This is a genomic window from Enterobacter sp. KB-221C9, assembly GCF_041320715.1.
In the GTDB taxonomy this organism is placed as follows: domain Bacteria; phylum Pseudomonadota; class Gammaproteobacteria; order Enterobacterales; family Enterobacteriaceae; genus Enterobacter; species Enterobacter asburiae_D.
In genome coordinates this window covers 34,193-56,466 of record NZ_JBGIWG010000016.1, presented here as the reverse complement: position 1 = coordinate 56,466, position 22,274 = coordinate 34,193, and the positions used below count along the sequence as shown (strand labels likewise).

The 22,274-nt window shown below is 56.1% G+C and carries 21 protein-coding genes; 13 read left to right on the top strand and 8 right to left on the bottom strand.

Annotated elements, in window-relative coordinates; translation table 11 throughout:
- Positions 1-50 precede the first annotated feature (50 nt).
- Positions 51-947: a LysR family transcriptional regulator gene (locus tag AB8846_RS19790; protein ID WP_331412452.1), complete on the top strand. Its 897-nt coding sequence runs from the start codon at positions 51-53 to the stop codon at positions 945-947.
- 7 nt (positions 948-954) lie between these two features.
- On the opposite strand, the gene umuC is transcribed toward AB8846_RS19790, so the two are convergent.
- Entirely contained in the window at positions 955-2,217 is a 1,263-nt protein-coding gene (gene umuC / locus AB8846_RS19785) for a translesion error-prone DNA polymerase V subunit UmuC (RefSeq protein WP_370733473.1), read from the bottom strand.
- Positions 2,201-2,635 (bottom strand): translesion error-prone DNA polymerase V autoproteolytic subunit, encoded by a 435-nt coding sequence (gene umuD, locus AB8846_RS19780; protein ID WP_111965702.1) that lies wholly within the window; start codon positions 2,633-2,635, stop codon positions 2,201-2,203. Before umuD ends, umuC begins: the two co-directional genes overlap by 17 nt.
- A 287-nt stretch (positions 2,636-2,922) precedes the next feature.
- Here umuD and AB8846_RS19775 point away from each other — a divergent pair, with 287 nt between their 5' ends.
- Complete coding sequence (locus tag AB8846_RS19775) at positions 2,923-3,123, top strand: hypothetical protein (RefSeq protein WP_032657653.1); 201 nt, start codon at positions 2,923-2,925, stop codon at positions 3,121-3,123.
- A 45-nt stretch (positions 3,124-3,168) separates the two neighbouring features.
- On the opposite strand, the gene AB8846_RS19770 is transcribed toward AB8846_RS19775, so the two are convergent.
- Positions 3,169-4,035 (bottom strand): aldo/keto reductase family oxidoreductase, encoded by an 867-nt coding sequence (locus AB8846_RS19770; protein ID WP_063143003.1) that lies wholly within the window; start codon positions 4,033-4,035, stop codon positions 3,169-3,171.
- A gap of 143 nt (positions 4,036-4,178) precedes the next feature.
- Here AB8846_RS19770 and AB8846_RS19765 point away from each other — a divergent pair, with 143 nt between their 5' ends.
- Positions 4,179-5,840, top strand: coding sequence for a methyl-accepting chemotaxis protein (locus AB8846_RS19765; RefSeq protein WP_370733472.1), 1,662 nt, complete (start codon positions 4,179-4,181; stop codon positions 5,838-5,840).
- Positions 5,841-5,867: 27 nt separating this feature from the next.
- Here the strand turns inward: AB8846_RS19765 and smrA are convergent, their stop codons facing one another.
- On the bottom strand, positions 5,868-6,431 hold the full coding sequence (smrA, locus tag AB8846_RS19760) for a DNA endonuclease SmrA (RefSeq protein ID WP_063143001.1): 564 nt from the start codon (positions 6,429-6,431) through the stop codon (positions 5,868-5,870).
- Between the two features lie 356 nt (positions 6,432-6,787).
- Positions 6,788-7,699: a LysR family transcriptional regulator gene (locus AB8846_RS19755; RefSeq protein ID WP_370733471.1), complete on the bottom strand. Its 912-nt coding sequence runs from the start codon at positions 7,697-7,699 to the stop codon at positions 6,788-6,790.
- A 175-nt stretch (positions 7,700-7,874) separates the two neighbouring features.
- Here AB8846_RS19755 and AB8846_RS19750 point away from each other — a divergent pair, with 175 nt between their 5' ends.
- The 7 genes from AB8846_RS19750 to uspE all read left to right on the top strand — a co-directional run bounded on the left by AB8846_RS19750 (position 7,875) and on the right by uspE (position 15,041).
- Complete coding sequence (locus tag AB8846_RS19750) at positions 7,875-9,185, top strand: M20 family metallo-hydrolase (protein WP_370733470.1); 1,311 nt, start codon at positions 7,875-7,877, stop codon at positions 9,183-9,185.
- Positions 9,185-10,630 (top strand): M20 family metallopeptidase, encoded by a 1,446-nt coding sequence (locus tag AB8846_RS19745; RefSeq protein ID WP_370733469.1) that lies wholly within the window; start codon positions 9,185-9,187, stop codon positions 10,628-10,630. The genes AB8846_RS19750 and AB8846_RS19745 overlap by 1 nt, the downstream gene beginning before the upstream one ends.
- A gap of 33 nt (positions 10,631-10,663) precedes the next feature.
- Entirely contained in the window at positions 10,664-12,190 is a 1,527-nt protein-coding gene (gene abgT, locus AB8846_RS19740; RefSeq protein ID WP_063142997.1) for a p-aminobenzoyl-glutamate transporter, read from the top strand.
- A 10-nt stretch (positions 12,191-12,200) separates the two neighbouring features.
- Positions 12,201-12,716 (top strand): methylated-DNA--[protein]-cysteine S-methyltransferase, encoded by a 516-nt coding sequence (gene ogt / locus AB8846_RS19735; protein ID WP_047647947.1) that lies wholly within the window; start codon positions 12,201-12,203, stop codon positions 12,714-12,716.
- Positions 12,717-12,899: 183 nt separating this feature from the next.
- Positions 12,900-13,652 (top strand): fumarate/nitrate reduction transcriptional regulator Fnr, encoded by a 753-nt coding sequence (fnr, locus tag AB8846_RS19730; RefSeq protein WP_006174991.1) that lies wholly within the window; start codon positions 12,900-12,902, stop codon positions 13,650-13,652.
- Between the two features lie 146 nt (positions 13,653-13,798).
- Complete coding sequence (locus AB8846_RS19725) at positions 13,799-13,981, top strand: hypothetical protein (protein WP_014883604.1); 183 nt, start codon at positions 13,799-13,801, stop codon at positions 13,979-13,981.
- 109 nt (positions 13,982-14,090) lie between these two features.
- A complete protein-coding gene (uspE, locus tag AB8846_RS19720) occupies positions 14,091-15,041 on the top strand; it encodes a universal stress protein UspE (protein WP_023335478.1) in 951 nt (316 codons plus the stop codon).
- Between the two features lie 123 nt (positions 15,042-15,164).
- On the opposite strand, the gene pntB is transcribed toward uspE, so the two are convergent.
- Positions 15,165-16,553: a Re/Si-specific NAD(P)(+) transhydrogenase subunit beta gene (gene pntB, locus AB8846_RS19715; protein ID WP_063142995.1), complete on the bottom strand. Its 1,389-nt coding sequence runs from the start codon at positions 16,551-16,553 to the stop codon at positions 15,165-15,167.
- 10 nt (positions 16,554-16,563) lie between these two features.
- Positions 16,564-18,093, bottom strand: a complete 1,530-nt coding sequence (gene pntA / locus AB8846_RS19710; RefSeq protein WP_370733468.1) for a Re/Si-specific NAD(P)(+) transhydrogenase subunit alpha — start codon at positions 18,091-18,093, stop codon at positions 16,564-16,566.
- A gap of 535 nt (positions 18,094-18,628) precedes the next feature.
- On the opposite strand from pntA, the gene ydgH reads away from it, so the two are divergent.
- From ydgH to folM, 3 genes are all read left to right on the top strand, one after another.
- Positions 18,629-19,573, top strand: a complete 945-nt coding sequence (gene ydgH, locus AB8846_RS19705; protein WP_024909331.1) for a DUF1471 family protein YdgH — start codon at positions 18,629-18,631, stop codon at positions 19,571-19,573.
- A 184-nt stretch (positions 19,574-19,757) separates the two neighbouring features.
- A complete protein-coding gene (locus AB8846_RS19700) occupies positions 19,758-21,140 on the top strand; it encodes an amino acid permease (protein WP_023311472.1) in 1,383 nt (460 codons plus the stop codon).
- Positions 21,141-21,179: 39 nt separating this feature from the next.
- Entirely contained in the window at positions 21,180-21,902 is a 723-nt protein-coding gene (gene folM, locus AB8846_RS19695) for a dihydromonapterin reductase (RefSeq protein WP_121423518.1), read from the top strand.
- On the opposite strand, the gene AB8846_RS19690 is transcribed toward folM, so the two are convergent.
- Complete coding sequence (locus tag AB8846_RS19690) at positions 21,899-22,234, bottom strand: GlpM family protein (RefSeq protein WP_063142993.1); 336 nt, start codon at positions 22,232-22,234, stop codon at positions 21,899-21,901. The two genes, folM and AB8846_RS19690, sit on opposite strands and share 4 nt — an antisense overlap.
- Positions 22,235-22,274 lie beyond the last annotated feature (40 nt).

The following is a 22,274-nucleotide window of genomic DNA, read 5'->3' as shown; positions in this document are numbered from 1 at the left end:
TTCTGGAGATATCCCCTGAAACCGATGGCACTTATAAGCAGAATCATTAAATGAATAATAAGCTCACTGCCATTTCGACCTTTCTACGCGTCGCTGAAGCGGGCTCGTTTTCGGCGGCCGCCCGTCAGACCGGTATTAAGCAGTCCGCCGTCAGTCAACAGATCGCGGCACTTGAGGAAGCGCTGGGTGTGGTACTGCTGCACCGTACGACGCGTACGATGAAGCTGACCGAACAGGGTGAGCGTTACCGGCGTGATATGCAGCTTGTGCTGGACGCCATGGGGGAAGCTGAGAGGCGTTTACATCCTGTCGATCATCGCGTTCAGGGGCGCGTCCATGTCCAGTTACCGAGCGGCCTGGGGCAGATCGTTTTGCCGCATCTGCTGGCGCTACAGCACCTGCATCCCGAACTGCAGCTGATGATTTCCCTGGATGACCGCCTTGCCGATCTGGTGACGGAGGGCGTGGATGTTGCGATACGGCTGAGCAGTGAGCCTCCGCAGGCGCACGCGGCTCGCGTGCTGGCGCGTATTGAAGCCGCGCTGTTTGCCGCTCCCGGTTTTCAGGCGGTACACGGCGTTAGCGAGCTGGCCACGCTGCCACACGTACGGTTCAGCGGTATTCCGCTGGATGCCCCTCTGCGCCTGATTTCTGGCGAGGAAACGGTCGAGGTCAACGTAAATACCGTTTTCCGTGCCAACACCAGCGACGCGCTGCTGCAGGCGCTGGAGTCAGGCATCGGTATCGGCGGCATGCAGCGACCGCTCGTGTCCAGGGCGCTGCAGGCGGGCACGCTGGTACCGGTACTGCCCGACTGGCGGTTACCCGATCGCTTCCTCTATGCCGTATATCCTGACGCCCGCTTTATTCCACAGCGCGTCAGAAAGGTCGTCAGCGTGATTGAGCAGTTACTGCCTGAGATCGCGACGCATGAAACCACAAAATAGCCGCCTTCTACTTTGCCACCGGCAAATCGGCGTACCGCGTCGTATAGGCCGGTGACAGCATCTCACGCTTCATCGCCCAGGATTTCTCAATACCCTGCCCGGCGAACCATATCTTCCCTTTACCGGAATGATTTACGCTGTCCATCATCTCCATCAGCGCCGCGCTGTTGGCGCGCAGACGATTATCGTCAAACAAATTCAGCTGGGCGACGCCGCTGCTGAAAAAGTCCGCCAGCATGACCCCGGCTTTCATATAGCGATATCCGTCGAGCCATATACGCCCCAGCGCCTCCGTGGCGGCGCGGATGATATCGCGCGAGTCATTGGTGGGCGTCATCAGGGTGACCGAAGCCTGATTGCCATAATAAATTTCGTTTTCAGCATGCGGGCTGGTGCGCACAAACACGCTGATAAAACGACAGTATTGATGCTCGCCGCGCAGTTTCTCTGCGGCGCGTTCCGCGTAGGCGCAAATCGCCTGGTGCATCTCTTCATATTGCGTAATGCGGTGTCCAAACGAACGGCTACAGATGATTTGCTGCTTCGTGGGGGTGAACTCTTCCAGATCAAGGCAGGGCTCGCCGCGAAGCTCGCGGGCCGTACGTTCCAGTACCACGTTGAAATGTTTGCGGATGACCCAGGACGACGCTTCCGCCAGTTCCAGCGCTGTGGTAATGCCCATCGCGTTCAGCTTTTTCGTGATGCGCCGCCCTACTCCCCATACCTCCTCTACCGGAACCTTTGCCAGCAGCTTACGCTGCCGCTCGCGGCCTGAGAGATCGACCACGCCGCCCGTGCTGGCCCAGCGTTTCGCCGCATAGTTGGCCAGCTTTGCCAGCGTTTTGGTCGGGGCAATACCGACGCCAACGGTTAAGCCCGTATTTTTAAAGACCTGCGTGCGCATCTGGTGACCGAACGCTTCCAGTGACAGGCAGTGACTGACCCCTGAAACGTTCACGAACGCCTCATCAATGGAGTAAATCTCTATTGCCGGGGCGAGATCGGTCAGCGTCTGCATGACCCGGCTGCTGAGATCGGCATACAGCGCATAGTTCGAGCTAAAGACGTAAACCCGCGACGGGTATAGCTTTTCTTTGAATTTAAAATACGGCTCACCCATTTTTATGCCGAACTGCTTTGCCTCCCGCGACAGTGAAATAATGCAGCCGTCGTTATTGGACACCACCACGATGGGTTTCCCCTCGAGATCGGGACGGAATACCTTCTCGCAGGAGGCATAGAAGCTATTCACATCAACCAGCGCGAACATGTTTATGCGTTTTGAGCGTGTGGGTGACGACACCGAAGATCTGCAGCTCCTCTTCGGACTGAAAGGTAATCGGCTGATAGCGGACATTATGTGGCAGCAGCCTCAGAACCGGGCGGGTCTGTAGCTCTTTCACCGTAAACTCACCGGCGACCGACGCCACGACGATATCCCCATGTTCGGCATTTAACGACCGATCGACCACCAGCAGATCGCCGTCGCCGATCCCCGCCCCAATCATTGAGTCTCCACTCACCTTGATAAAATAGGTCGCGCTGGGGTGTCTGACTGCCAGCCGGTTAAGATCGAGACGATCCTCCACATAATCCTGCGCCGGGCTGGGAAACCCACAGGCAACACGTTCTAAAAATAAAGGTAATTCAATGATTTGTTTTGGTTGATAAGAAAAGAGAGTGTCCATAATGCCTTTCTCGCCAGATACTGTATATAAATACAGTATTACGGATTATGGACAAGGATCAAGGTCATTTCCGGAAGCGAACCCAAACGCGTTGAAGTTTGAGCGATTTTAATTTAGCAACATCGCCCGCCGATAACAGGCCTGACAGTATAAGTCATATAAAAGTCATCTAGTTTATGACTTATAAAAAATAACATCACTACTCAATAACTACATATTGACTTTAAAGTCAGATAAAAGCATATTTTACGGCACGAATTAACAAGACTTACTGGAGAATATTTTCCATGCCAGCCCGTGACTATCCAGACAAGCGTGTTGCACGCGGTCTGGCAAAGGAGGCCGATCTCAGGATGTTGAGCGCCCGCATCGATCCCGATCTGATGGAGTACATCAGAACCACCGCCTTTGAGACGCGTAAGAGTAAGCAAGAGATTGTGGCGGAAGCGTTAGCGCTTCACAGGCAGAAAAGTCAGACAGGACCCTAAGCGCGCAAAGCCGGAAGTCCCCTTCGGACTTTGCGCATGTCACGTTTAAGTCATCAGCGAATTCAGCGTTTCCAGTGCTTCAGGCGGTAACTTCAGATCACCCGCCGCGAGGTTTTGCCGCAGATGCGCCACGGAAGAGGTGCCCGGGATCAGCAGAATATTCGGAGAACGCTGCAACAGCCATGCCAGCGCTACCTGCATTGGAGTCGCGCCCAGTGAATCCGCGACGGTCTTCAGCCCGGAAGATTGCAGCGGCGTAAAGCCCCCCAGCGGGAAGAACGGCACATAAGCAATCCCCTGCTGCGCCAGCAGATCCACCAGCGCGTCGTCACCCCGGTTCACAATGTTGTACATGTTCTGCACGCACACCACCGGCACCAGCTTCTGCGCTTCCGCAACCTGGGTGGCCGTGACGTTGCTCAGGCCAATATGACGCACCAGACCCTGCTGCTGTAATTCGGCGAGGGTGGAGAGCGGTTCAGCAATCGATCCTTCCGCCGGCCCGTGTGCGCTAAACATGATCCGCAGATTCACCACGTCCAGCACGTCCAGCTGCAGATTACGCAGATTGTCATGCACCGCCTGGGTCAGTTCCTGCGCGGAAAAGGCCGGCAGCCAGGCGCCTTTGTCATCGCGACGGGCGCCAATCTTAGTGACGAGCGTCAGATCGTCCCGGTACGGGTGAAGCGCCTCGCGGATCAGCTGGTTAGTGACATGAGGACCGTAAAAATCACTGGTATCAATATGGTTCACCCCCGCCGCCACCGCTTCGCGCAGCACGTCCAGCGCGGCCTGCTTATCCTTCGGTGGACCAAAGACGCCCGGCCCGGCGAGCTGCATCGCACCGTAGCCCAGTCGTTTAACCGTCCGCGTCCCGAGCGCGTACGTCCCGCTTTTATCAATACTGCTCATGTTAACCTTCCTCATAAAAATGATCCGGATTTACAACAGGTTCCCTCAAAGAACCTTTAGTTAAGCGCGAGTTAATTAAAGTTTAAATTCTCTACGACGATAGTAATGAAGTAACCCTGCATCTTCTCTAACGGACAACCGCTATGCTGAAAAACCTGCACGTGATTACCGGTATTATCTTTGCCCTCACCATATTCTGTCTGCTGCAAGTTGTCACGGGAGGGTTGTTCTACTCTGCCGTCAGCAACGATCGCCATAACTTCCAGAATTCCGGCGTGCTCAATGCCCAGCAGGAAAGCCTGAGCGACAGCGTGAACACGCTGGTGAAAACGCGCGTCACCGTCACCCGCGTGGCGATCCGCTACCTGAAGAACCAGCACGACCCGGCTTCCCTTGCGGCGATCAATAAACTGCTTGGCACCGCAGGCGACTCGCTGGCAAAAGCCGAAGCCTATAACAAAGAGTGGCAGAAGCTGCCGCAGGTTAACGGCCAGGAGGCGGCATTAACCGACGAGATGCAGAAATCCTGGAACCAGATGCACGAAGTGATGCGCTTATCAATTGAGTATCTGCGTGCCGACAACTATCAGGCCTATGGCGATCTGGACGCGCAGCAGGCGCAGGACGAGATGGAAGCGGTCTATAACCGCTGGCGCGCCGAAAACAACACCCTGCTGAAGGCCGCAACCGAAGAGAACCAGAGTAGCTTCACGCAGATGCAGTGGACGCTGGCGGCTATTCTGCTGGCCGTTATCGCGGTTCTGGTGGTCATCTGGCAGGGTTTACAGCACCTGCTGTTAAAACCACTCCACTCCATTATGAACCATATTCGCGCCATTGCAGGGGGCGACCTGACGCAGGATATCGCCATCTCTGGTCGCAACGAGATGGGCCAGCTGGCCGCCGGCCTGCATGAGATGCAGCAGTCGCTGGTGACCACCGTCAGCGCCGTACGTGGAAGTACCGACTCCATCTACACCGGCGCAGGCGAAATTGCCGCGGGAAGCAACGATCTTTCCGCCCGTACCGAGCAGCAGGCCGCCTCGCTGGAAGAGACCGCCGCCAGCATGGAAGAGCTGACCGCGACGGTTAAACAGAACTCCGATAACGCCCGTCAGGCCACGCTGCTGGCGAAAAACGCCTCTGAAACCGCCGCGCGCGGCGGTCACGTCGTGGATAACGTAGTTCGCACCATGAACGAAATCGCCGACAGTTCGCAGCAAATTGCGCATATTACCGGCGTGATTGACAGCATCGCGTTCCAGACCAACATTCTGGCGCTTAACGCAGCGGTGGAAGCGGCGCGCGCCGGGGAACAGGGTCGTGGTTTTGCGGTTGTTGCAGGCGAAGTCCGAACGCTGGCGAGCCGCAGCGCGCAGGCGGCAAAAGAGATCAAAGGGCTTATTGAGAACTCCGTCAGCCGGGTAAACACCGGTTCTGAGCAGGTCAGCGAGGCTGGCACCACCATGAAGGAAATTGTCGCCGCCGTCACCCGCGTGACCGATATCATGGGTGAGATTTCATCGGCTTCTGACGAGCAGAGCCGCGGTATTGAGCAGGTGAGCCTGGCCGTTTCGCAGATGGACAGCGTGACGCAGCAAAATGCCGCGCTGGTGCAGGAGTCCGCCACGGCGGCGGCGGCACTGGAAGATCAGTCCGAACAGCTGCGCCAGGCCGTAGCGGCGTTTCGCCTGAACGGCAAAGAAAAAGCGGTAGCCCCACGCCCGGCCAATCTGAAAACGCCGCAGCTGCTGCGCCCGGCCACGACAGCCGCCTCCACCGACAGCAACTGGGAAACCTTCTGAGTCACCGGCGGGCGAGGATATCGCCCGCTAGCGGCTACGCTTAGCGTGCCGCTCCCAGTTTTCCTGTTTTGCTTCATCTGATTTTCGCAGTGAAACATAGCATGCCCCGCTGCCGCCGTGATGCGGCAGCGCCACGCAGAAGGCCTGCACTTCCTCAAACTCGGTTAACCAGCGCGCCAGATAGCTGCGCACCACATTGGGATGCGAGTTCTGCTCGCGCCCTTTCCCGTGAATGATAATCAGATTGCGTAACCCGTCTCGTCCGGCCTGGCGAATAAAAGAATAGAGCATCTGACGGCAGCGTTCGGCGGGCTGACGCAGGAGGTTTAAGCTGGCCTGGCGGGCATATTTACCCGTGCGCAGCTTATCCATAACGCCCTGCTGTACCCCTTCGCGCTGGAACGCCAGCGGTTCTTCCAGGGGAAGCATGTCGAGAAAATCCAGCGTCAGGAAGTTATCCAGCTGTTCGCTATCCACCTCCTCGCGCGCCCGCGTATTGCGGCAGGGCTGCCAGTGAATATCCGCGCAGCGCTTCAGGGGCTGGACATCTTCCATGGCGTCAAGAAAAAATGATTTGTCGTCAGGGTTCATGGGCATCCTCCGGCTACATCTGAGGACTGTACTATACCTGCGCCAGAGACCGGCCTCAATCACCGTTACAGGGCGATGCGTGGCAGTAATATTAACCTGATGAATATATATAGTATTTATAAAATAGACTTAAATACGACTTAACTAAAATTTCAGCAAAGGTAAAATAAGTGATTTGTGTTAAATTTTCGTAAAATCAACCACTCAATAGCCTTCCCTTTTTCGGGAAAGGTGTTATACCTAAATAAACCTGCTTCATGGAAATAATACTCAGGATTGGCGAAAGGATGCACTGCTGTGTGTACTATAGGGTCTGTCTGATGTCGGGCAGATCCTGTTTTTTTATGTTTTCTTTTTCACGCCACGACTATTTTTCTCGCTTCCCTTCTGAATTGCGTAATTAATGACTCGGCAAGGGGTGTCTGACGTGAATCACGGCGCTGAATTAAATAATAGGTTGCTTTTGGAAGCGATTCGACTACCGGCAGCATGACCAGGCGGTGCGCCAGCAGCGGGTCACAGCCAAGCTCCTGCGGCAATATGCTTAAAAAATCACTTTGCGCAACCAGGCTAATACAGGAAGAAAATGTTTCGCAAACCACGCCAATTCGCGGTATTTGCGAACGATCGCTAAATACCTCTTCTAATTGCTTATAATAACTTCCCCGCGGGGTCGGCATTGTCCAGTTATAATGCAGAAGTTCATTAATAGACGTTGCTTCCGTTGCCGGATGCCCTTCCCGACAAAATACCGCAAACGGTTTTTCGAAAAGCTTTTCAAACGTAAACTCCTGGTCGTAAGGCCCCTGATAATAGGTGTTGATGGTGAAGTCCAGTTCGCCCTGGCGTAATTCATTGATCATCGACACCAGCTGCCCTTCCATAATCCGCACCTTGACCTGCGGATGCTGCGCGTGAAAGCGGGTGATAACGGCGGGCATCAGGCTTCGTGAAACGCTGGCCCCCATCCCGATGTTGATCTGCCCGGCCAGCTCCCCCTGCCGCTGACGGATATCATCCTGCGCCGCACGCAGCTCTTCCAGAATCAACCTGGCGCGCTGGTAAAAACCCTCGCCGCATTCGGTCAACGCGACGCCCTTACTCCTGCGCACGAAAAGCTGCGCCGCCATGCCCTCCTCCAGCTCTTTGATGGATTTGGTCAGCGCCGGCTGGGAAAGATTCAGCGTCCTGCTGGCACCGCGAATGCTGCCCTGACGCGCAACCTCAACGAACGCCCGGATTTGATGAAATTTAATCTGGAATGTCATAGCCCGACCGATAACCGTTGTTTATCAGAGTAAAGAAACTGTCATCTACTTTAATGGAAAGGGATGTGCGAGGGTAATTCCTGAACGGTTAAAACTGTGAAAAATCGGTTAGTGATAAGTAAAAACTATCACAGCGTGAAGCAGTTCACATATTTTAATGATGACAGGAACAGATATGGACACACTGGCGCAGTACATCCAGACGTTATCCCCGCAGCTGAGCGCATGGCGTCGTGATTTTCACCATTATGCGGAATCCGGCTGGGTAGAGTTTCGTACCGCCGCGAAAGTCGCGGAAATCCTCGACTCGCTGGGTTACGAGCTGGCGATGGGTCGCGACGTGGTGGATGCCGAAAGCCGGATGGGGTTGCCCGATGCCGCTACCCTGGCGCGAGAGTTTGCCCGCGCGGGCGCGCAGGGCGCGCCTGATAAATGGCTGGCACCGTTTGAAGGCGGGTTTACCGGCATTGTGGCGACCCTCAATACCGGCCGCCCAGGACCCACCCTGGCGTTTCGCGTCGACATGGATGCCCTTGATTTAAGCGAAGCGCTGGATGAAAGCCATCGCCCGTTCCGCGACGGTTTTGCCTCCTGCAATCCGGGAATGATGCACGCCTGCGCGCACGACGGCCACACCACGATTGGTCTGGGGCTGGCGCGGGTGCTAAAGCAGAATGAAGCGCAGCTCAACGGCACCCTCAAGATTATCTTCCAGCCTGCCGAAGAAGGCACCCGCGGCGCGCGCGCCATGGTTGCCGCCGGGGCGCTGGACGGCGTGGATTATTTCACCGCCATCCATATTGGTACCGGCGTCCCTGCCGGAACGGTGATTTGCGGCAGCGATAACTTTATGGCCACCACCAAGTTCGACGTGAACTTTACCGGCGTAGCCGCACACGCGGGCGGTAAACCTGAGGACGGACGTAACGCCCTGCTCGCCGCCGCGCAGGCCGCCCTGGCCCTGCACAGCATCGCCCCGCACAGCGAAGGCGCCTCCCGGGTGAACGTCGGGGTGATGCAGGCGGGCAGCGGACGCAACGTGGTGCCCGCGAATGCCCTGATAAAGGTTGAAACCCGCGGCGAAAGCGAAGCGATTAATCAGTACGTCTTTGAACGCGCGCAGGCGGTTATCACCGGCGCAGCGGCGCTCTACGGCGTGCGCGCCGAAATGCGCCTGATGGGTGCCGCGACGTCCAGCGCGCCGACACCGGCGTGGGTTGATTATCTGCGCGAACAGGCAAGCCAGGTTTCCGGGGTTGTTCACGCCATCGATAAGGTAAAGGCGCCAGCAGGCTCCGAAGACGCCACGCTGATGATGGCCCGCGTGCAGCAGAACGGCGGCATGGCTTCCTATATGGTGTTCGGCACGGATTTGAGCGCCGGACATCACAATGAAAAATTCGACTTTGATGAGCAGGTCATGACTATCGCCATCGAAACGCTGGCGCGGACCGCGCTCAATTTCCCGTGGACGCGAGGTGTGTAATGCAGGAGAACTACGATTTTATTGCCGATGCGATCGACACGCGATGTCGGACGTTAACCGATATTGCCGACGCGATCTGGGATCGTCCTGAAACCCGCTTTGAAGAGTTCTGGTCCGCCGAACGGCTCGCCAGCGAGCTGGAGTCAGAAGGATTTACGCTGACGCGCGAGGCAGGCGGTATTCCAAATGCCTTTATCGCCAGCTTCGGCAGCGGGAAACCGGTCATCGCCCTGCTGGGCGAATACGACGCGCTGGCAGGACTTAGCCAGCAGGCGCACTGCGCAACGGCGCAATCCGCCACTCCGGGGGCCAACGGCCACGGCTGCGGGCATAACCTCTTAGGCACCGCGGCGCTTGCGGGCGCGGTGGCGGTGAAAAGCTGGCTGGAGCAGCACGGCGGCAGCGGAACGGTGCGTTTTTACGGCTGTCCCGGTGAAGAAGGTGGCTCCGGGAAAACCTTTATGGTGCGCGAAGGTCTGTTTGATGACGTCGATGCCGCCGTCACCTGGCACCCGGAAGCCTTCGCCGGGATGTTTAACGTCAGCACGCTGGCGAATATTCAGGCCGCCTGGCGTTTTCACGGCGTGGCGGCGCATGCGGCCAACTCCCCTCATCTGGGACGCAGCGCGCTGGACGCCGTGACGCTGATGACCACCGGCACCAACTTCCTCAACGAACACATCATTGAGAAAGCGCGCGTCCATTACGCCATTACCGATACCGGCGGGATTTCGCCCAACGTGGTGCAGGCGCAGGCTGAAGTGCTGTACCTGATCCGCGCCCCGGAGATGGCCGATGCGCAGCAGATTTACGAACGTATCGAGAAAATCGCCCAGGGCGCGGCGATGATGACCGAAACCACCGTCGAGTGTCGCTTTGATAAAGCCTGCTCCAGCTACCTGCCGAACCGCACGCTCGAGGCGGCGATGTATCGCGCCCTGCAGCACTACGGCACGCCGCACTGGACGGAGGAAGAACGCGCCTTCGCCCGCGAGATCCGCGCCACCCTGACGCCCAACGATCTGCAAAATAGCCTGAAAAATATTGCCGCAACGGGGGGTGACGCGGGTAAATCCTTTGCCCGTCGTCATCAGGAGACGCTGCTGGTGGATGAAGTCGCGCCCTATGCCATCACCGACAACGTGCTGGCGGGTTCAACCGACGTGGGCGACGTCAGCTGGAAAATGCCGGTCGCCCAGTGCTTCAGCCCCTGCTTTACCGTCGGCACGCCGCTGCACACCTGGCAACTGGTGGCGCAGGGGCGTACCTCCATTGCCCACAAAGGCATGCTGCTGGCCGGAAAAGTAATGGGCGCGACCGCGCTCAATCTGCTCCAGGACGCAGCGCTGCTGAAAAAATGCCGTGAAGAGTTCGAACAACAATTACAAGAAAAACCGTACGTGTGTCCGATCCCCCAGGGCGTGACACCGTCACCTTTAAAATAAAAAAACACAACACAACACTCCCGAGGAACGCCCATGAGTATGTCATCCATACCTTCGCATTCCCCATCCGGTAAGCTCTATGGCTGGGTTGAAAGGATCGGCAATAAAGTGCCGCACCCTTTCCTGCTGTTTATCTATCTGATTGTGATTTTAATGGTCGCCACCGCCGTGCTCTCCGCCTTTGACGTGAGCGTGCGCAGCCCGGCTGACGGCAGCCTGGTGGCGGTAAAGAACCTGCTCAGCGTTGACGGGCTGCACTGGTTTTTGCCGAACGTTATCAAAAACTTCAGCGGTTTCGCCCCGCTGGGCGCCATTCTGGCGCTGGTGCTGGGCGCCGGGCTGGCGGAACGCGTTGGCTTGCTGCCCGCATTAATGGTGAAGATGGCTTCACACGTCAGCGCGCGTTACGCCAGCTATATGGTGCTGTTTATCGCCTTCTTCAGCCATATCTCCTCCGACGCCGCGCTGGTGATCATGCCGCCGATGGGGGCGCTGATTTTCCTCGCCGTCGGGCGTCATCCCGTGGCGGGCCTGCTGTCGGCGATTGCGGGCGTGGGCTGTGGATTCACCGCTAACCTGCTGATCGTCACCACCGACGTGCTGCTGTCGGGCATCAGCACGGAGGCGGCGAAGACCATTGATGCGGCAATGCACGTCAGCGTGATCGACAACTGGTACTTTATGGCCTGCTCGGTCATTGTCCTGACGATTGTCGGCGGGCTGATTACCGATAAAATCATCGAGCCGCGCCTGGGCAAATGGGAAGGCCGTAGCGATGAAAAGCTGGACACCCTGAGCAAAGAGCAGCGCTTCGGCCTGCGCGTGGCTGGCGTGGTCTCGCTGGCCTTTATCGCGCTGGTGGCGCTGATGGTGGTGCCGGAAAACGGGATATTGCGCGATCCGGTTAAACATACCGTCCTGCCGTCGCCGTTTATTCAGGGCATCGTGCCGCTGATTATCCTCTTCTTTTTTGTCGTTTCGCTCGCCTACGGCATCGCGACCGGCAAAATCCGCCGTCAGGGCGATCTGCCACAGCTGATGATCGAGCCGATGAAGGAGATGGCGGGCTTTATCGTGATGGTGTTCCCGCTGGCGCAGTTTGTGGCGATGTTTAACTGGAGCAACATGGGCAAGTTTATGGCCGTGGGCCTGACCGACGCGCTGGAGGCGGCCGGATTAAGCGGCGTACCGGCGTTTGTCGGCCTGGCGCTGCTGTCATCCCTGCTGTGCATGTTTATCGCCAGCGGCTCCGCCATCTGGTCGATTCTGGCCCCGATCTTCGTGCCGATGTTTATGATGCTCGGGTTCCACCCGGCGTTTGCCCAGATCCTGTTCCGCATCGCGGACTCCTCGGTTATTCCGCTGGCGCCGGTTTCGCCGTTTGTTCCGCTGTTTTTAGGCTTCCTGCAGCGCTATAAACCGGAGGCCAAACTGGGTACCTACTATTCGCTGGTTTTACCCTACCCGCTTATCTTTTTAGGGGTATGGCTGGTGATGCTGGTGGCATGGTATCTTGTCGGCCTGCCGATTGGGCCGGGGATATACCCGAGGCTGAACTAAAGGGATGAGGATGCTGAGATTACTCGAAGATAAGATTGCGACGCCGCTCGGGCCGCTGTGGGTGATCGCGGACGAGCAGTTCTGCCTGCGCGCCGTCGAATGGGAAGAGCACAGCGACCGCATGGAAGAACTGCTCCATGTTCACTACCGCGCGCAGGGGTATGAACGTATTCGCGCCACCAACCCGGGCGGGCTGAGCGACAAGCTTGCGGCCTACTTCGAAGGCGATCTCAGCATCATCGATACTCTGCCGACCGCCACGGCAGGCACGCCTTTTCAGCGCGAAGTGTGGCAGGCCCTGCGGTCGATACCGTGCGGGCAGGTTATGCATTACGGCCAGCTCGCGGAGCAGCTAGGCCGCGCAGGGGCCGCACGTGCAGTGGGTGCCGCGAACGGCTCCAACCCGGTCAGCATCGTGGTGCCCTGCCATCGCGTCATTGGCCGCAACGGCACCATGACGGGCTATGCCGGCGGCGTGCAACGCAAAGAGTGGTTGCTGCGTCACGAAGGGTATCTCTTGCTTTAGTTCCCAGGCTTTTAGTGCTTAATTTTCTTCCGGTTAGGCTAAAAATCCATAATCAAGCTGTGGAATTTCAAGAAGATGGCGACACGTTGCCGTCTCTTGTCCTTATTGAGGTTTTGTCAGGCTTACGTACTTACCAAAAAGATGTTAAAATTGACCAATATCAATTAAGGCTTGAGCAAACCTATGATCCCGGAAAAGCGAATTATACGACGCATTCAGTCTGGCGGTTGTGCTATCCATTGCCAGGATTGCAGCATCAGCCAGCTCTGTATCCCGTTTACCCTGAATGAGCATGAACTCGATCAGCTTGATAATATCATCGAGCGCAAAAAGCCTATTCAGAAAGGGCAGACGCTGTTTAAAGCGGGAGACGAACTGAAATCGCTCTATGCTATCCGTTCTGGCACCATCAAGAGCTACACCATCACCGAACAGGGTGATGAGCAGATCACCGGCTTCCATCTGGCGGGCGACCTGGTGGGCTTTGACGCCATCGGCACGGGCCATCACCCGAGCTTTGCTCAGGCACTCGAAACCTCGATGGTTTGCGAAATCCCGTTTGAAACCCTGGACGATCTGTCCGGCAAGATGCCTAACCTGCGTCAGCAGATGATGCGTCTGATGAGCGGTGAGATCAAAGGCGATCAGGACATGATCCTGCTGCTTTCCAAAAAGAATGCGGAAGAGCGCCTGGCCGCGTTTATCTACAACCTCTCCCGCCGCTTCGCCGAGCGTGGCTTCTCGCCGCGTGAATTCCGTCTGACGATGACGCGTGGCGATATCGGTAACTACCTGGGTCTGACCGTGGAAACCATCAGCCGTCTGCTGGGCCGTTTCCAGAAAAGCGGGATGCTGGCCGTTAAGGGTAAATACATCACTATCGAAAACGGTGAAGCGCTGGCCGTTCTTGCCGGGCACGCCCGCAACGTGGCGTAACTTCCCGCCTGTTGATGACCAGACTGATAAATTCTTGTGATTTATTGGTCTGGTATAATCACTTCCGTTTCAAGATATTTTCACCGCAGCACGTCCCCACACAGCGCCCGAAAGGTTCTCGTTGAGGTTATGAATTGAGAGAAAGTTTGTTTTTCGTTTCAGTCGTGATTGCCTCTGTGACCTTTATCTTCATCTGGATCATGCTTGTCGGCCCGATGAAGGGGGAGGAAAAAACCTACGTTCAGGACTCCACGACCTTTGCGATAGCGGTGATGGTGCTGCTGTTTATTGCGTTTATCGCGGTGACGACCACGGTACTTTTCCTCTGATAATTTTTCATTAATTATTGATCTGGTAAAACCTCCCCTCTGTTTCATTCAGGATATATAGGTTACTCTTTTAATTACAGACTGTGGTGACAGTAGTAAGGAGACCTGTATGGCCAAGTATCAAAACATGCTGGTAGCTATCGATCCGAATCAGGACGATCAGCCAGCATTACGACGTGCTGTGTATTTGCATCAACGGATTGGTGGCAAAATCAAAGCGTTTTTGCCGATCTATGACTTCTCGTATGAGATGACCACCCTTCTGTCGCCTGACGAGCGCACCGCTATGCGTCAGGGCGTCATCAGCCAGCGTACCGCGTGGATCCGTGAACAGGCGAAGTATTACCTGGAAGCGGGCGTGCCCATTGATATTAAAGTGGTCTGGCATAACCGACCTTTCGAAGCCATCATCCAGGAGATTGTCGCCGGCGGGCACGACCTGCTGCTGAAGATGGCGCACCAGCACGACAAGCTGGAGTCCGTGATTTTCACCCCGACCGACTGGCACCTGCTGCGTAAATGCCCCTGCCCGGTCTGGATGGTGAAAGACCAGCCGTGGCCTGAAGGCGGTAAAGCCGTTGTGGCGGTAAACCTCGCGAGCGAAGAGGATTACCACAATTCGCTGAACGAGAAGCTGGTGAAGGAGACCATCCAGCTTGCCGATCAGGTGAATCATACCGAAGTGCATCTGGTGGGCGCCTATCCGGTCACCCCGATTAACATTGCCATTGAGCTGCCTGAATTTGACCCGAGCGTGTACAACGACGCGATCCGCGGTCAGCACCTGCTGGCCATGAAAGCGCTGCGCCAGAAATTCAGCATTGATGAGAAAATGACCCACGTGGAAAAAGGGCTGCCTGAAGAGGTGATCCCGGACCTGGCGGAACATCTGCAGGCGGGGATTGTGGTGCTGGGCACCATTGGCCGGACCGGTATTTCTGCCGCGTTCCTCGGCAATACCGCCGAACAGGTGATCGACCACCTGCGCTGCGACCTGCTGGTCATTAAGCCGGATGAGTACCAGACGCCGGTTGAGCTGGACGATCCTGAAGACGATTAACCAGTAAGATGAAAAAAAACCGTCGGGGAACCGGCGGTTTTTTTTTGCCGGGTGGCGGCTTCGCCTTACCCGGCCTACGGGTTTGGTAGGCCCGGTAAGCTTGCGCCACCGGGCTTTACCCTGTCAGAGTGATTTCAGAATCGCATCCACGCTGGCTTTGGCATCGCCAAACAGCATGTGGGTGTTCTCTTTGAAGAACAGCGGGTTCTGAACCCCGGCATAGCCGGTATTCATGGAGCGTTTAAACACAATCACGTTCTGCGCCTTCCACACTTCCAGAACAGGCATACCGGCGATTGGGCTACCCGGATCGTCCTGTGCAGCAGGGTTAACGGTATCGTTGGCACCAATGACCAGCACGGTGTCGGTGTCGGCGAAATCATCGTTGATCTCATCCATTTCCAGCACGATGTCGTAAGGCACTTTCGCTTCCGCCAGCAGCACGTTCATGTGGCCAGGCAGACGCCCTGCCACCGGGTGAATACCAAAGCGAACCTTGATGCCCCGCGCGCGCAGCTTCTCGGTGATTTCCGCAACCGGATACTGCGCCTGCGCCACCGCCATGCCGTAGCCCGGGGTGATAATGACCGTGTGCGAGTTTTTCAGCATGTCTGCGGTATCTTCCGCAGAAATTTCACGGTGCTCACCCACTTCTTCATCCGCACTGGAAGATGACCCGTCGGTCCCGAAACCACCGGCGATAACGCTGATGAACGAGCGGTTCATCGCTTTACACATGATGTAAGACAGGATCGCACCGGAAGAACCCACCAGCGCACCGGTGACGATCAGCAGGTCGTTGCTCAGCATAAAGCCTGCCGCCGCTGCCGCCCAACCGGAGTAGGAGTTCAGCATTGAGACAACCACCGGCATATCCGCACCACCGATGGACGCCACCAGGTGCCAGCCGAACGCCAGCGCGATGATGGTCATTACCAGCAATGCCAGCACCTGCAGACCGACGCTTTCGGTACGCACGAAGACCACCAGCAGTACAAACGACACCACCAGCGCCGCCAGGTTCAGCTTATGACGGTTTGGCAGCATCAGCGGTTTAGAGGAGATCTTCCCGCGCAGTTTGCCGAACGCCACAATAGAGCCGGTGAAGGTCACCGCACCGATGAAGATACCGAGGAACACTTCCGTCAGGTGGATGTTTACCAGAATCGGTTCCAGGCCCGGTTCGTGATACAGGTAGCTGTTGAAGCCCACCAGCACCGCCGCCAGACCCACGAAGCTGTGCAGAATGGCAACCAGCTCCGGCATCTCGGTCATTTCAACGCGTTTTGCCAGGCGAATACCAATCGCGCCGCCGATGATCATCGCCACCAGGATCCACGCCACGTTGCCGGTATCCGGCCCGAAGATGGTGGCAATCAGCGCAATCGCCATCCCGGCGATACCAAAGTTATTCCCCTGCTGAGACGTTTCGTGTTTGGAAAGCCCCGCCAGACTGAAAATAAACAGGATTGCAGCAACAATGTATGCGGCTGTCACTAATCCTCCAGACATATGCTACCCCTTAGCCTTTACGAAACATTTTCAGCATGCGCTGAGTCACGGTGAAACCACCGAAAATATTGATACTGGCGATCAGCACCGCGATAAAGCTCAGGAAGCTGATCCAGCCGCCGTGACCAATCTGTAGTAACGCCCCCACCACGATGATCCCGGAGATGGCGTTGGTTACCGACATCAGCGGCGTATGCAGCGCATGGGAGACGTTCCACACCACGTAGTAGCCTACGACGCAGGAGAGCGCGAAGACGGTAAAGTGGCCGAGGAACTCTTTCGGCGCAACGTCAGCCAGCCAGCCGAACAGAATAATTACCAGCGCCATGATCGCGTATTTGCGCCACGGAGAAGCCGGTTTGGCGGGTTCTTTTGGCGCTGGCGCCGCTTTCGATGCCGCCTGAGGCTGAGCAGAAACCTGAATAGGCGGCGCAGGCCAGGTAATTTCACCTTCGCGGACGACGGTGACGCCGCGTACCACCACATCGTCGAAATCAACGGTGACGTTGCCGTCTTTCTCTTTGCAGAGCAGCTTCAGCAGGTTGACCAGGTTAGTGCCGTAGAGCTGAGAAGACTGCGTTGGCAGACGGCCCGGCAGATCGGTATAACCGATCACCTTCACGCCGTTCGCGGTCGTGGTCACCTGATTCGGTACGGTATATTCACAGTTACCGCCGTTTTGGGCGGCCAGGTCGACAATCACGCTGCCCGACTTCATGGAGTCAACCATCTCACGGGTAATCAGCTTCGGCGCCGGTTTACCCGGAATAAGCGCGGTGGTGACAATAATGTCGACATCTTTCGCCTGGGCGGCGAAGAGCTCCATTTCGGCTTTGATAAACGCTTCGGACATCACCTTCGCGTAACCGTCGCCGCTGCCTGCCTCTTCCTTGAAGTCCAGCTCAAGGAATTCGGCACCCATACTCTGGACCTGTTCCTTTACTTCAGGACGGGTGTCAAAGGCACGTACGATAGCGCCCAGGCTGTTTGCCGCACCGATTGCGGCAAGGCCCGCCACGCCCGCGCCAATCACCATCACTTTCGCCGGAGGGACTTTACCCGCGGCGGTGATTTGACCGGTAAAGAAGCGACCAAATTCGTGGGCCGCTTCAACAATGGCGCGGTAGCCGGCAATGTTTGCCATGGAGCTTAAGGCATCCAGCGACTGCGCGCGCGAAATGCGCGGCACGGAGTCCATCGCCATCACGGTCACGCCGCGGGCCGCCAGCTTCTCCATCAGCTCCGGGTTTTGCGCAGGCCAGATGAAGCTCACCAGGGTCGTCCCCGGATTCAGCAGCGCAATCTCACTCTCTTCCGGTGCGTTGACCTTCAGAATCACCGGCGACTGCCAGACGTCGGCACCGTCGACCACTTCCGCGCCAGCCTGGATAAAGGCCTCGTCATCGAAACTCGCCAGTTTGCCTGCGCCGCTTTCAACCGCGACCGTAAAACCCAGCTTAAGCAGTTGCTCCACCGTTTTCGGTGTTGCCGCTACGCGGGTTTCATTGGCTAACCGTTCTTTTGGTACCCCAATACGCATAGTTTTCCCTTCCATCGGTTTTTGATGATGGTTTATCGATAAATGCCCGCGGTTTGTATCAATATTCGCCATCACGCGAGCGACGAAATATGATTAACCCCGGAAAATAAAACAGTAACAAACTGCCTATAACCTACTGAAAATAGCGCCCGCGATCTACCGCCAGAAAACACTATTTCTTACTTTATCTGTGAAAAATAAGCGATCGGCGTCACTGACAGTGATATTTACCTTAAATTCATTGCCAGAACCGATAAATCGCGCAAACGAAGCGGTAAAAACATGATATAGCGCCATAAGAGAACAACTTATTAACATTAAATTAACTTGTAAAAGTCATATGCTTTATCAGTTTTACTTGTCAAACGCGTGTTTTTTCAACATATCACTAAATGTTATAGAAATTGGTGATTCAGTCAGCACAGGCAGTGAAAAATGGCGCAGACAGCGACGGGTTTTAAATGCAATAATCGGGACCGTCTCAAATTAACAACAATACCAGTACATGGTTTGCGCAAGGCGAAGGATCATTTTTATGAAGCTTAAGAACACACTCCTGGCGTCCGCACTTCTTTCCGCGACCGCCCTGTCTGCGAATGCCGCAACAGAGTTAACGCCGGAGCAAGCGGCAGCGTTAAAACCTTTTGACCATACGGTCATTGTGGGTCGTTATAATTCTATTGGCGACGCCGTCGCCGCGGCATCAAAAGCTGCTGATAAAAACGGGGCTGCCTCGTTTTATGTCGTTGACCAGTCCGATTACGGCAACAGCGGTAACCAGCGCGTGACCATTGCGCTGTTCAAAGACAATGCGCCAAAAGCTGACGCACCGAAAAACCGCGTGATCAACGGTGTTGTTGAACTGCCGAAAGATCAGGCGATTGAGCTGGAACCTTACGACACCGTCACCGTTCAGGGCTTCTATCGCAGCCAGCCTGAAGTGAACGATGCCATCACCAAAGCCGCGAAAGAGAAAGGGGCCTACTCTTTCTTCATCGTGCGTCAGGTCGATGCTAACCAGGGTGGCAACCAGCGTATTACCGCGTTCATCTATAAAAAAGATGCGAAAAAACGTGTTCTGCAGAGCCCGGATGCCATCCCGGCGAATTCAGAAGCAGGTCGCGCGGCAATAGCAAAAGGCGGCGAAGAAGCGAAGAAAGTTGAAATTCCAGGCGTAGCAACGACGGCTGCCCCAAGCGCTGAAGTGGGCCGTTTCTTTGAAACGCAGTCCACGAAAGGTGGCCGTTACTCCGTTACGCTGCCGGACGGTACCAAAATTGAAGAGCTGAACAACGCCACTGCCGCGCAGATGGTGCCGTTCGACAGCATCAAGTTTACCGGCAACTACGGCAACATGACGGAAGTCTCTTACCAGGTCGCGAAGCGTGCGGCGAAGAAAGGGGCGAAGTATTACCACATCACCCGCCAGTGGCAGGAACGTGGTAACAACGTGACCATCAGCGCCGATCTGTACAAGTAACAAAATCGTTTACGAAAGGCGGCGCAATGCCGCCTTTTTTGTTACTTTTTTTGAATTTCTGTCCCACGTCATTGCATGCTTTCGTTACACTCCGTAAAATCCCGCGCCTTAGTGTGATCCACCATTTTTATGCGCCTGAGCGAAATAATTATTCTGGATTTTGACCTTTCATAACAGGAAGCCAATGGAAAAGAAACTTGGCCTGAGTGCTCTGACTGCACTCGTTTTAAGCTCAATGCTGGGTGCAGGCGTATTCAGTTTGCCGCAGAATATGGCGGCCGTCGCCAGCCCTTCCGCGCTCATCATTGGCTGGGGCATTACGGGTGTCGGAATACTGCTGCTGGCCTTCGCCATGCTGCTGCTCACCCGCATTCGTCCGGACCTGGACGGCGGCATTTTCACCTATGCGCGTGAAGGTTTCGGCGAGCTGATTGGCTTCTGTTCCGCGTGGGGATACTGGCTGTGTGCGGTTATCGCCAACGTCTCCTATCTGGTTATCGTCTTCTCGGCGCTCAGTTTCTTTACCGATACGCCTGAGCTGCGCCTCTTTGGCGACGGGAATACCTGGCAGTCTATTGTGGGCGCCTCGGTGTTGCTGTGGTTCGTCCACTGGCTGGTGTTGCGTGGCGTACAAACGGCCGCCAGCATCAACCTGGTGGCGACGCTGGCGAAACTGGTTCCGCTAGGACTGTTTATCGTTCTGGCCTTTATTGCGTTCCGTCTGGACGTATTCAAGCTCGATTTCAGCGGCGTTGCGCTGGGCGTTCCCGTCTGGGAGCAGGTGAAAAACACGATGCTGATTACCCTGTGGGTGTTCATCGGCGTTGAAGGCGCGGTCGTAGTTTCTGCCCGGGCCCGGAATAAACGCGATGTGGGCCGCGCTACGCTGCTGGCCGTACTGGCTGCGCTCGGGGTCTATCTGCTGGTGACGCTGCTGTCGCTTGGCGTCGTGGCGCGTCCTGAGCTGGCGGAAATGCGTAACCCGTCAATGGCAGGCCTGATGGTGAAAATGCTCGGCCCCTGGGGCGATGTGGTGATTGCCGCAGGGCTGATCGTCTCCGTCTGCGGCGCTTACCTGAGTTGGACCATCATGGCGGCTGAAGTGCCGTTCCTGGCCGCGACGCACAAGGCGTTTCCACGCCTGTTTGCCCGTCAAAACCAAAACAGCGCGCCGTCGGCATCACTCTGGCTGACCAACATCAGCGTTCAGGTCTGTCTGGTGCTGATCTGGCTCACAGGTTCTGACTATAACACTCTGCTGACCATCGCCTCGGAGATGATTCTGGTACCCTATTTCTTAGTGGGTGCGTATCTGTTAAAAATTGCCACACGCCCGGCGCATTATGTCGTGGGCGTCGGAGCCTGTATTTACGGCCTGTGGTTGTTGTATGCTTCCGGACCTATGCATCTGCTGCTGTCGGTAGTGCTGTACGCACCGGGTCTGCTGGTGTTTATCTACGCCCGCCGCACGCATCAGCTGGAGAACGCGCTGAAACGCCGTGAGATGGCATTAATTGGACTGCTACTGGTTGCTGCCCTACCGGCAACCTGGATGTTAATGGGATAGCATCGCCTTTCCCATTGTTGAACTGTTAAGGAGAATACGATGGGAAATGCACCGCTTCGCCCAATACTGATTACCGGCGGAGGCCGCCGTATCGGCCTCGCCCTCGCCCATCACTTCCTCAACCTTCGCCATCCGGTCATTGTCAGCTACCGTACGGAATACCCGTCGATTGAAGGGTTACGCAAAGCCGGTGCTGTCTGCATTCAGGCTGATTTTTCAACCGATGAAGGCATTCTGGCTTTCGCGGAAGAGGTGAAATCCACCACGACGGGGCTGCGCGCCGTGATCCATAACGCCAGCGCATGGCGTGCCGAAAAACCCGGTACGTCACTCAGCGAAACGCTCTCCGCCATGTTGCAGATCCACGTAAATGCCCCTTATCTGCTCAACCACGCCCTGCAGGATCTTCTGCGCGGTCATGGGCACGCTGCGGGCGATATTATTCACTTTACCGATTATGTGGTGGAGCGCGGAAGCGACAAGCACATCGCCTACGCGGCCAGCAAAGCCGCGCTGGATAACATGACGCGCTCGTTTGCCCGCAAGCTCGCGCCCGAGGTGAAGGTGAACGCCATCGCCCCGGCGATGATTTTGTTTAACGAAAACGATGATGCGGAGTATCGCCAGCAGGCGCTGAATAAGTCGCTCATGAAAATCGCCCCGGGCGAGAAAGAGGTCATCGACCTTGTGGATTACCTGCTCACCAGCTGCTACGTCACCGGCAGAACCTTTGCCGTGGACGGCGGCCGACCGCTGCGCTAGTGAAAGCGGCTCCAGAAGAAAATTAACACCCAGGCGCTGAGTCCCCAGCAGACAACCGCCCCGCTCAGCGCCAGGGGAAGACGCAGAAAACCGGTGAAATACCACAGCGAAAGCAGGTAGAGAAAATACGGAATGATAGACCACATGCCAAACACGATGGTCGTGCGTAACGCTTCCGTGCCCCGTTCAGAAGCCACAATATAGTGAGCAATCAGCGCAAAAGTCGGAAACAGCGGAATTAGCCCGGCAATATAGTAGTTTTTCGTTTTTGCCAGAACGCCAATCAGTAACACCACCAGCGCGCCCAGCGCGGCTTTGATCACCAGCCCCATATTTTTCCCTGGAATAATCAACTCACAATATGAGCCAGAA

Excerpts from the sequence above, each read along its gene's own strand:
- AB8846_RS19790 (WP_331412452.1), top strand. The coding sequence starts at position 51 with ATGAATAATAAGCTCACTGCCATTTCGACCTTTCTACGCGTCGCTGAA.
- umuC (WP_370733473.1), bottom strand. The coding sequence starts at position 2,217 with ATGTTCGCGCTGGTTGATGTGAATAGCTTCTATGCCTCCTGCGAGAAG.
- umuD (WP_111965702.1), bottom strand. The coding sequence starts at position 2,635 with ATGGACACTCTCTTTTCTTATCAACCAAAACAAATCATTGAATTACCT.
- AB8846_RS19775 (WP_032657653.1), top strand. The coding sequence starts at position 2,923 with ATGCCAGCCCGTGACTATCCAGACAAGCGTGTTGCACGCGGTCTGGCA.
- AB8846_RS19770 (WP_063143003.1), bottom strand. The coding sequence starts at position 4,035 with ATGAGCAGTATTGATAAAAGCGGGACGTACGCGCTCGGGACGCGGACG.
- AB8846_RS19765 (WP_370733472.1), top strand. The coding sequence starts at position 4,179 with ATGCTGAAAAACCTGCACGTGATTACCGGTATTATCTTTGCCCTCACC.
- smrA (WP_063143001.1), bottom strand. The coding sequence starts at position 6,431 with ATGAACCCTGACGACAAATCATTTTTTCTTGACGCCATGGAAGATGTC.
- AB8846_RS19755 (WP_370733471.1), bottom strand. The coding sequence starts at position 7,699 with ATGACATTCCAGATTAAATTTCATCAAATCCGGGCGTTCGTTGAGGTT.
- AB8846_RS19750 (WP_370733470.1), top strand. The coding sequence starts at position 7,875 with ATGGACACACTGGCGCAGTACATCCAGACGTTATCCCCGCAGCTGAGC.
- AB8846_RS19745 (WP_370733469.1), top strand. The coding sequence starts at position 9,185 with ATGCAGGAGAACTACGATTTTATTGCCGATGCGATCGACACGCGATGT.
- abgT (WP_063142997.1), top strand. The coding sequence starts at position 10,664 with ATGAGTATGTCATCCATACCTTCGCATTCCCCATCCGGTAAGCTCTAT.
- ogt (WP_047647947.1), top strand. The coding sequence starts at position 12,201 with ATGCTGAGATTACTCGAAGATAAGATTGCGACGCCGCTCGGGCCGCTG.
- fnr (WP_006174991.1), top strand. The coding sequence starts at position 12,900 with ATGATCCCGGAAAAGCGAATTATACGACGCATTCAGTCTGGCGGTTGT.
- uspE (WP_023335478.1), top strand. The coding sequence starts at position 14,091 with ATGGCCAAGTATCAAAACATGCTGGTAGCTATCGATCCGAATCAGGAC.
- pntB (WP_063142995.1), bottom strand. The coding sequence starts at position 16,553 with ATGTCTGGAGGATTAGTGACAGCCGCATACATTGTTGCTGCAATCCTG.
- pntA (WP_370733468.1), bottom strand. The coding sequence starts at position 18,093 with ATGCGTATTGGGGTACCAAAAGAACGGTTAGCCAATGAAACCCGCGTA.
- ydgH (WP_024909331.1), top strand. The coding sequence starts at position 18,629 with ATGAAGCTTAAGAACACACTCCTGGCGTCCGCACTTCTTTCCGCGACC.
- AB8846_RS19700 (WP_023311472.1), top strand. The coding sequence starts at position 19,758 with ATGGAAAAGAAACTTGGCCTGAGTGCTCTGACTGCACTCGTTTTAAGC.
- folM (WP_121423518.1), top strand. The coding sequence starts at position 21,180 with ATGGGAAATGCACCGCTTCGCCCAATACTGATTACCGGCGGAGGCCGC.
- AB8846_RS19690 (WP_063142993.1), bottom strand. The coding sequence starts at position 22,234 with ATGGGGCTGGTGATCAAAGCCGCGCTGGGCGCGCTGGTGGTGTTACTG.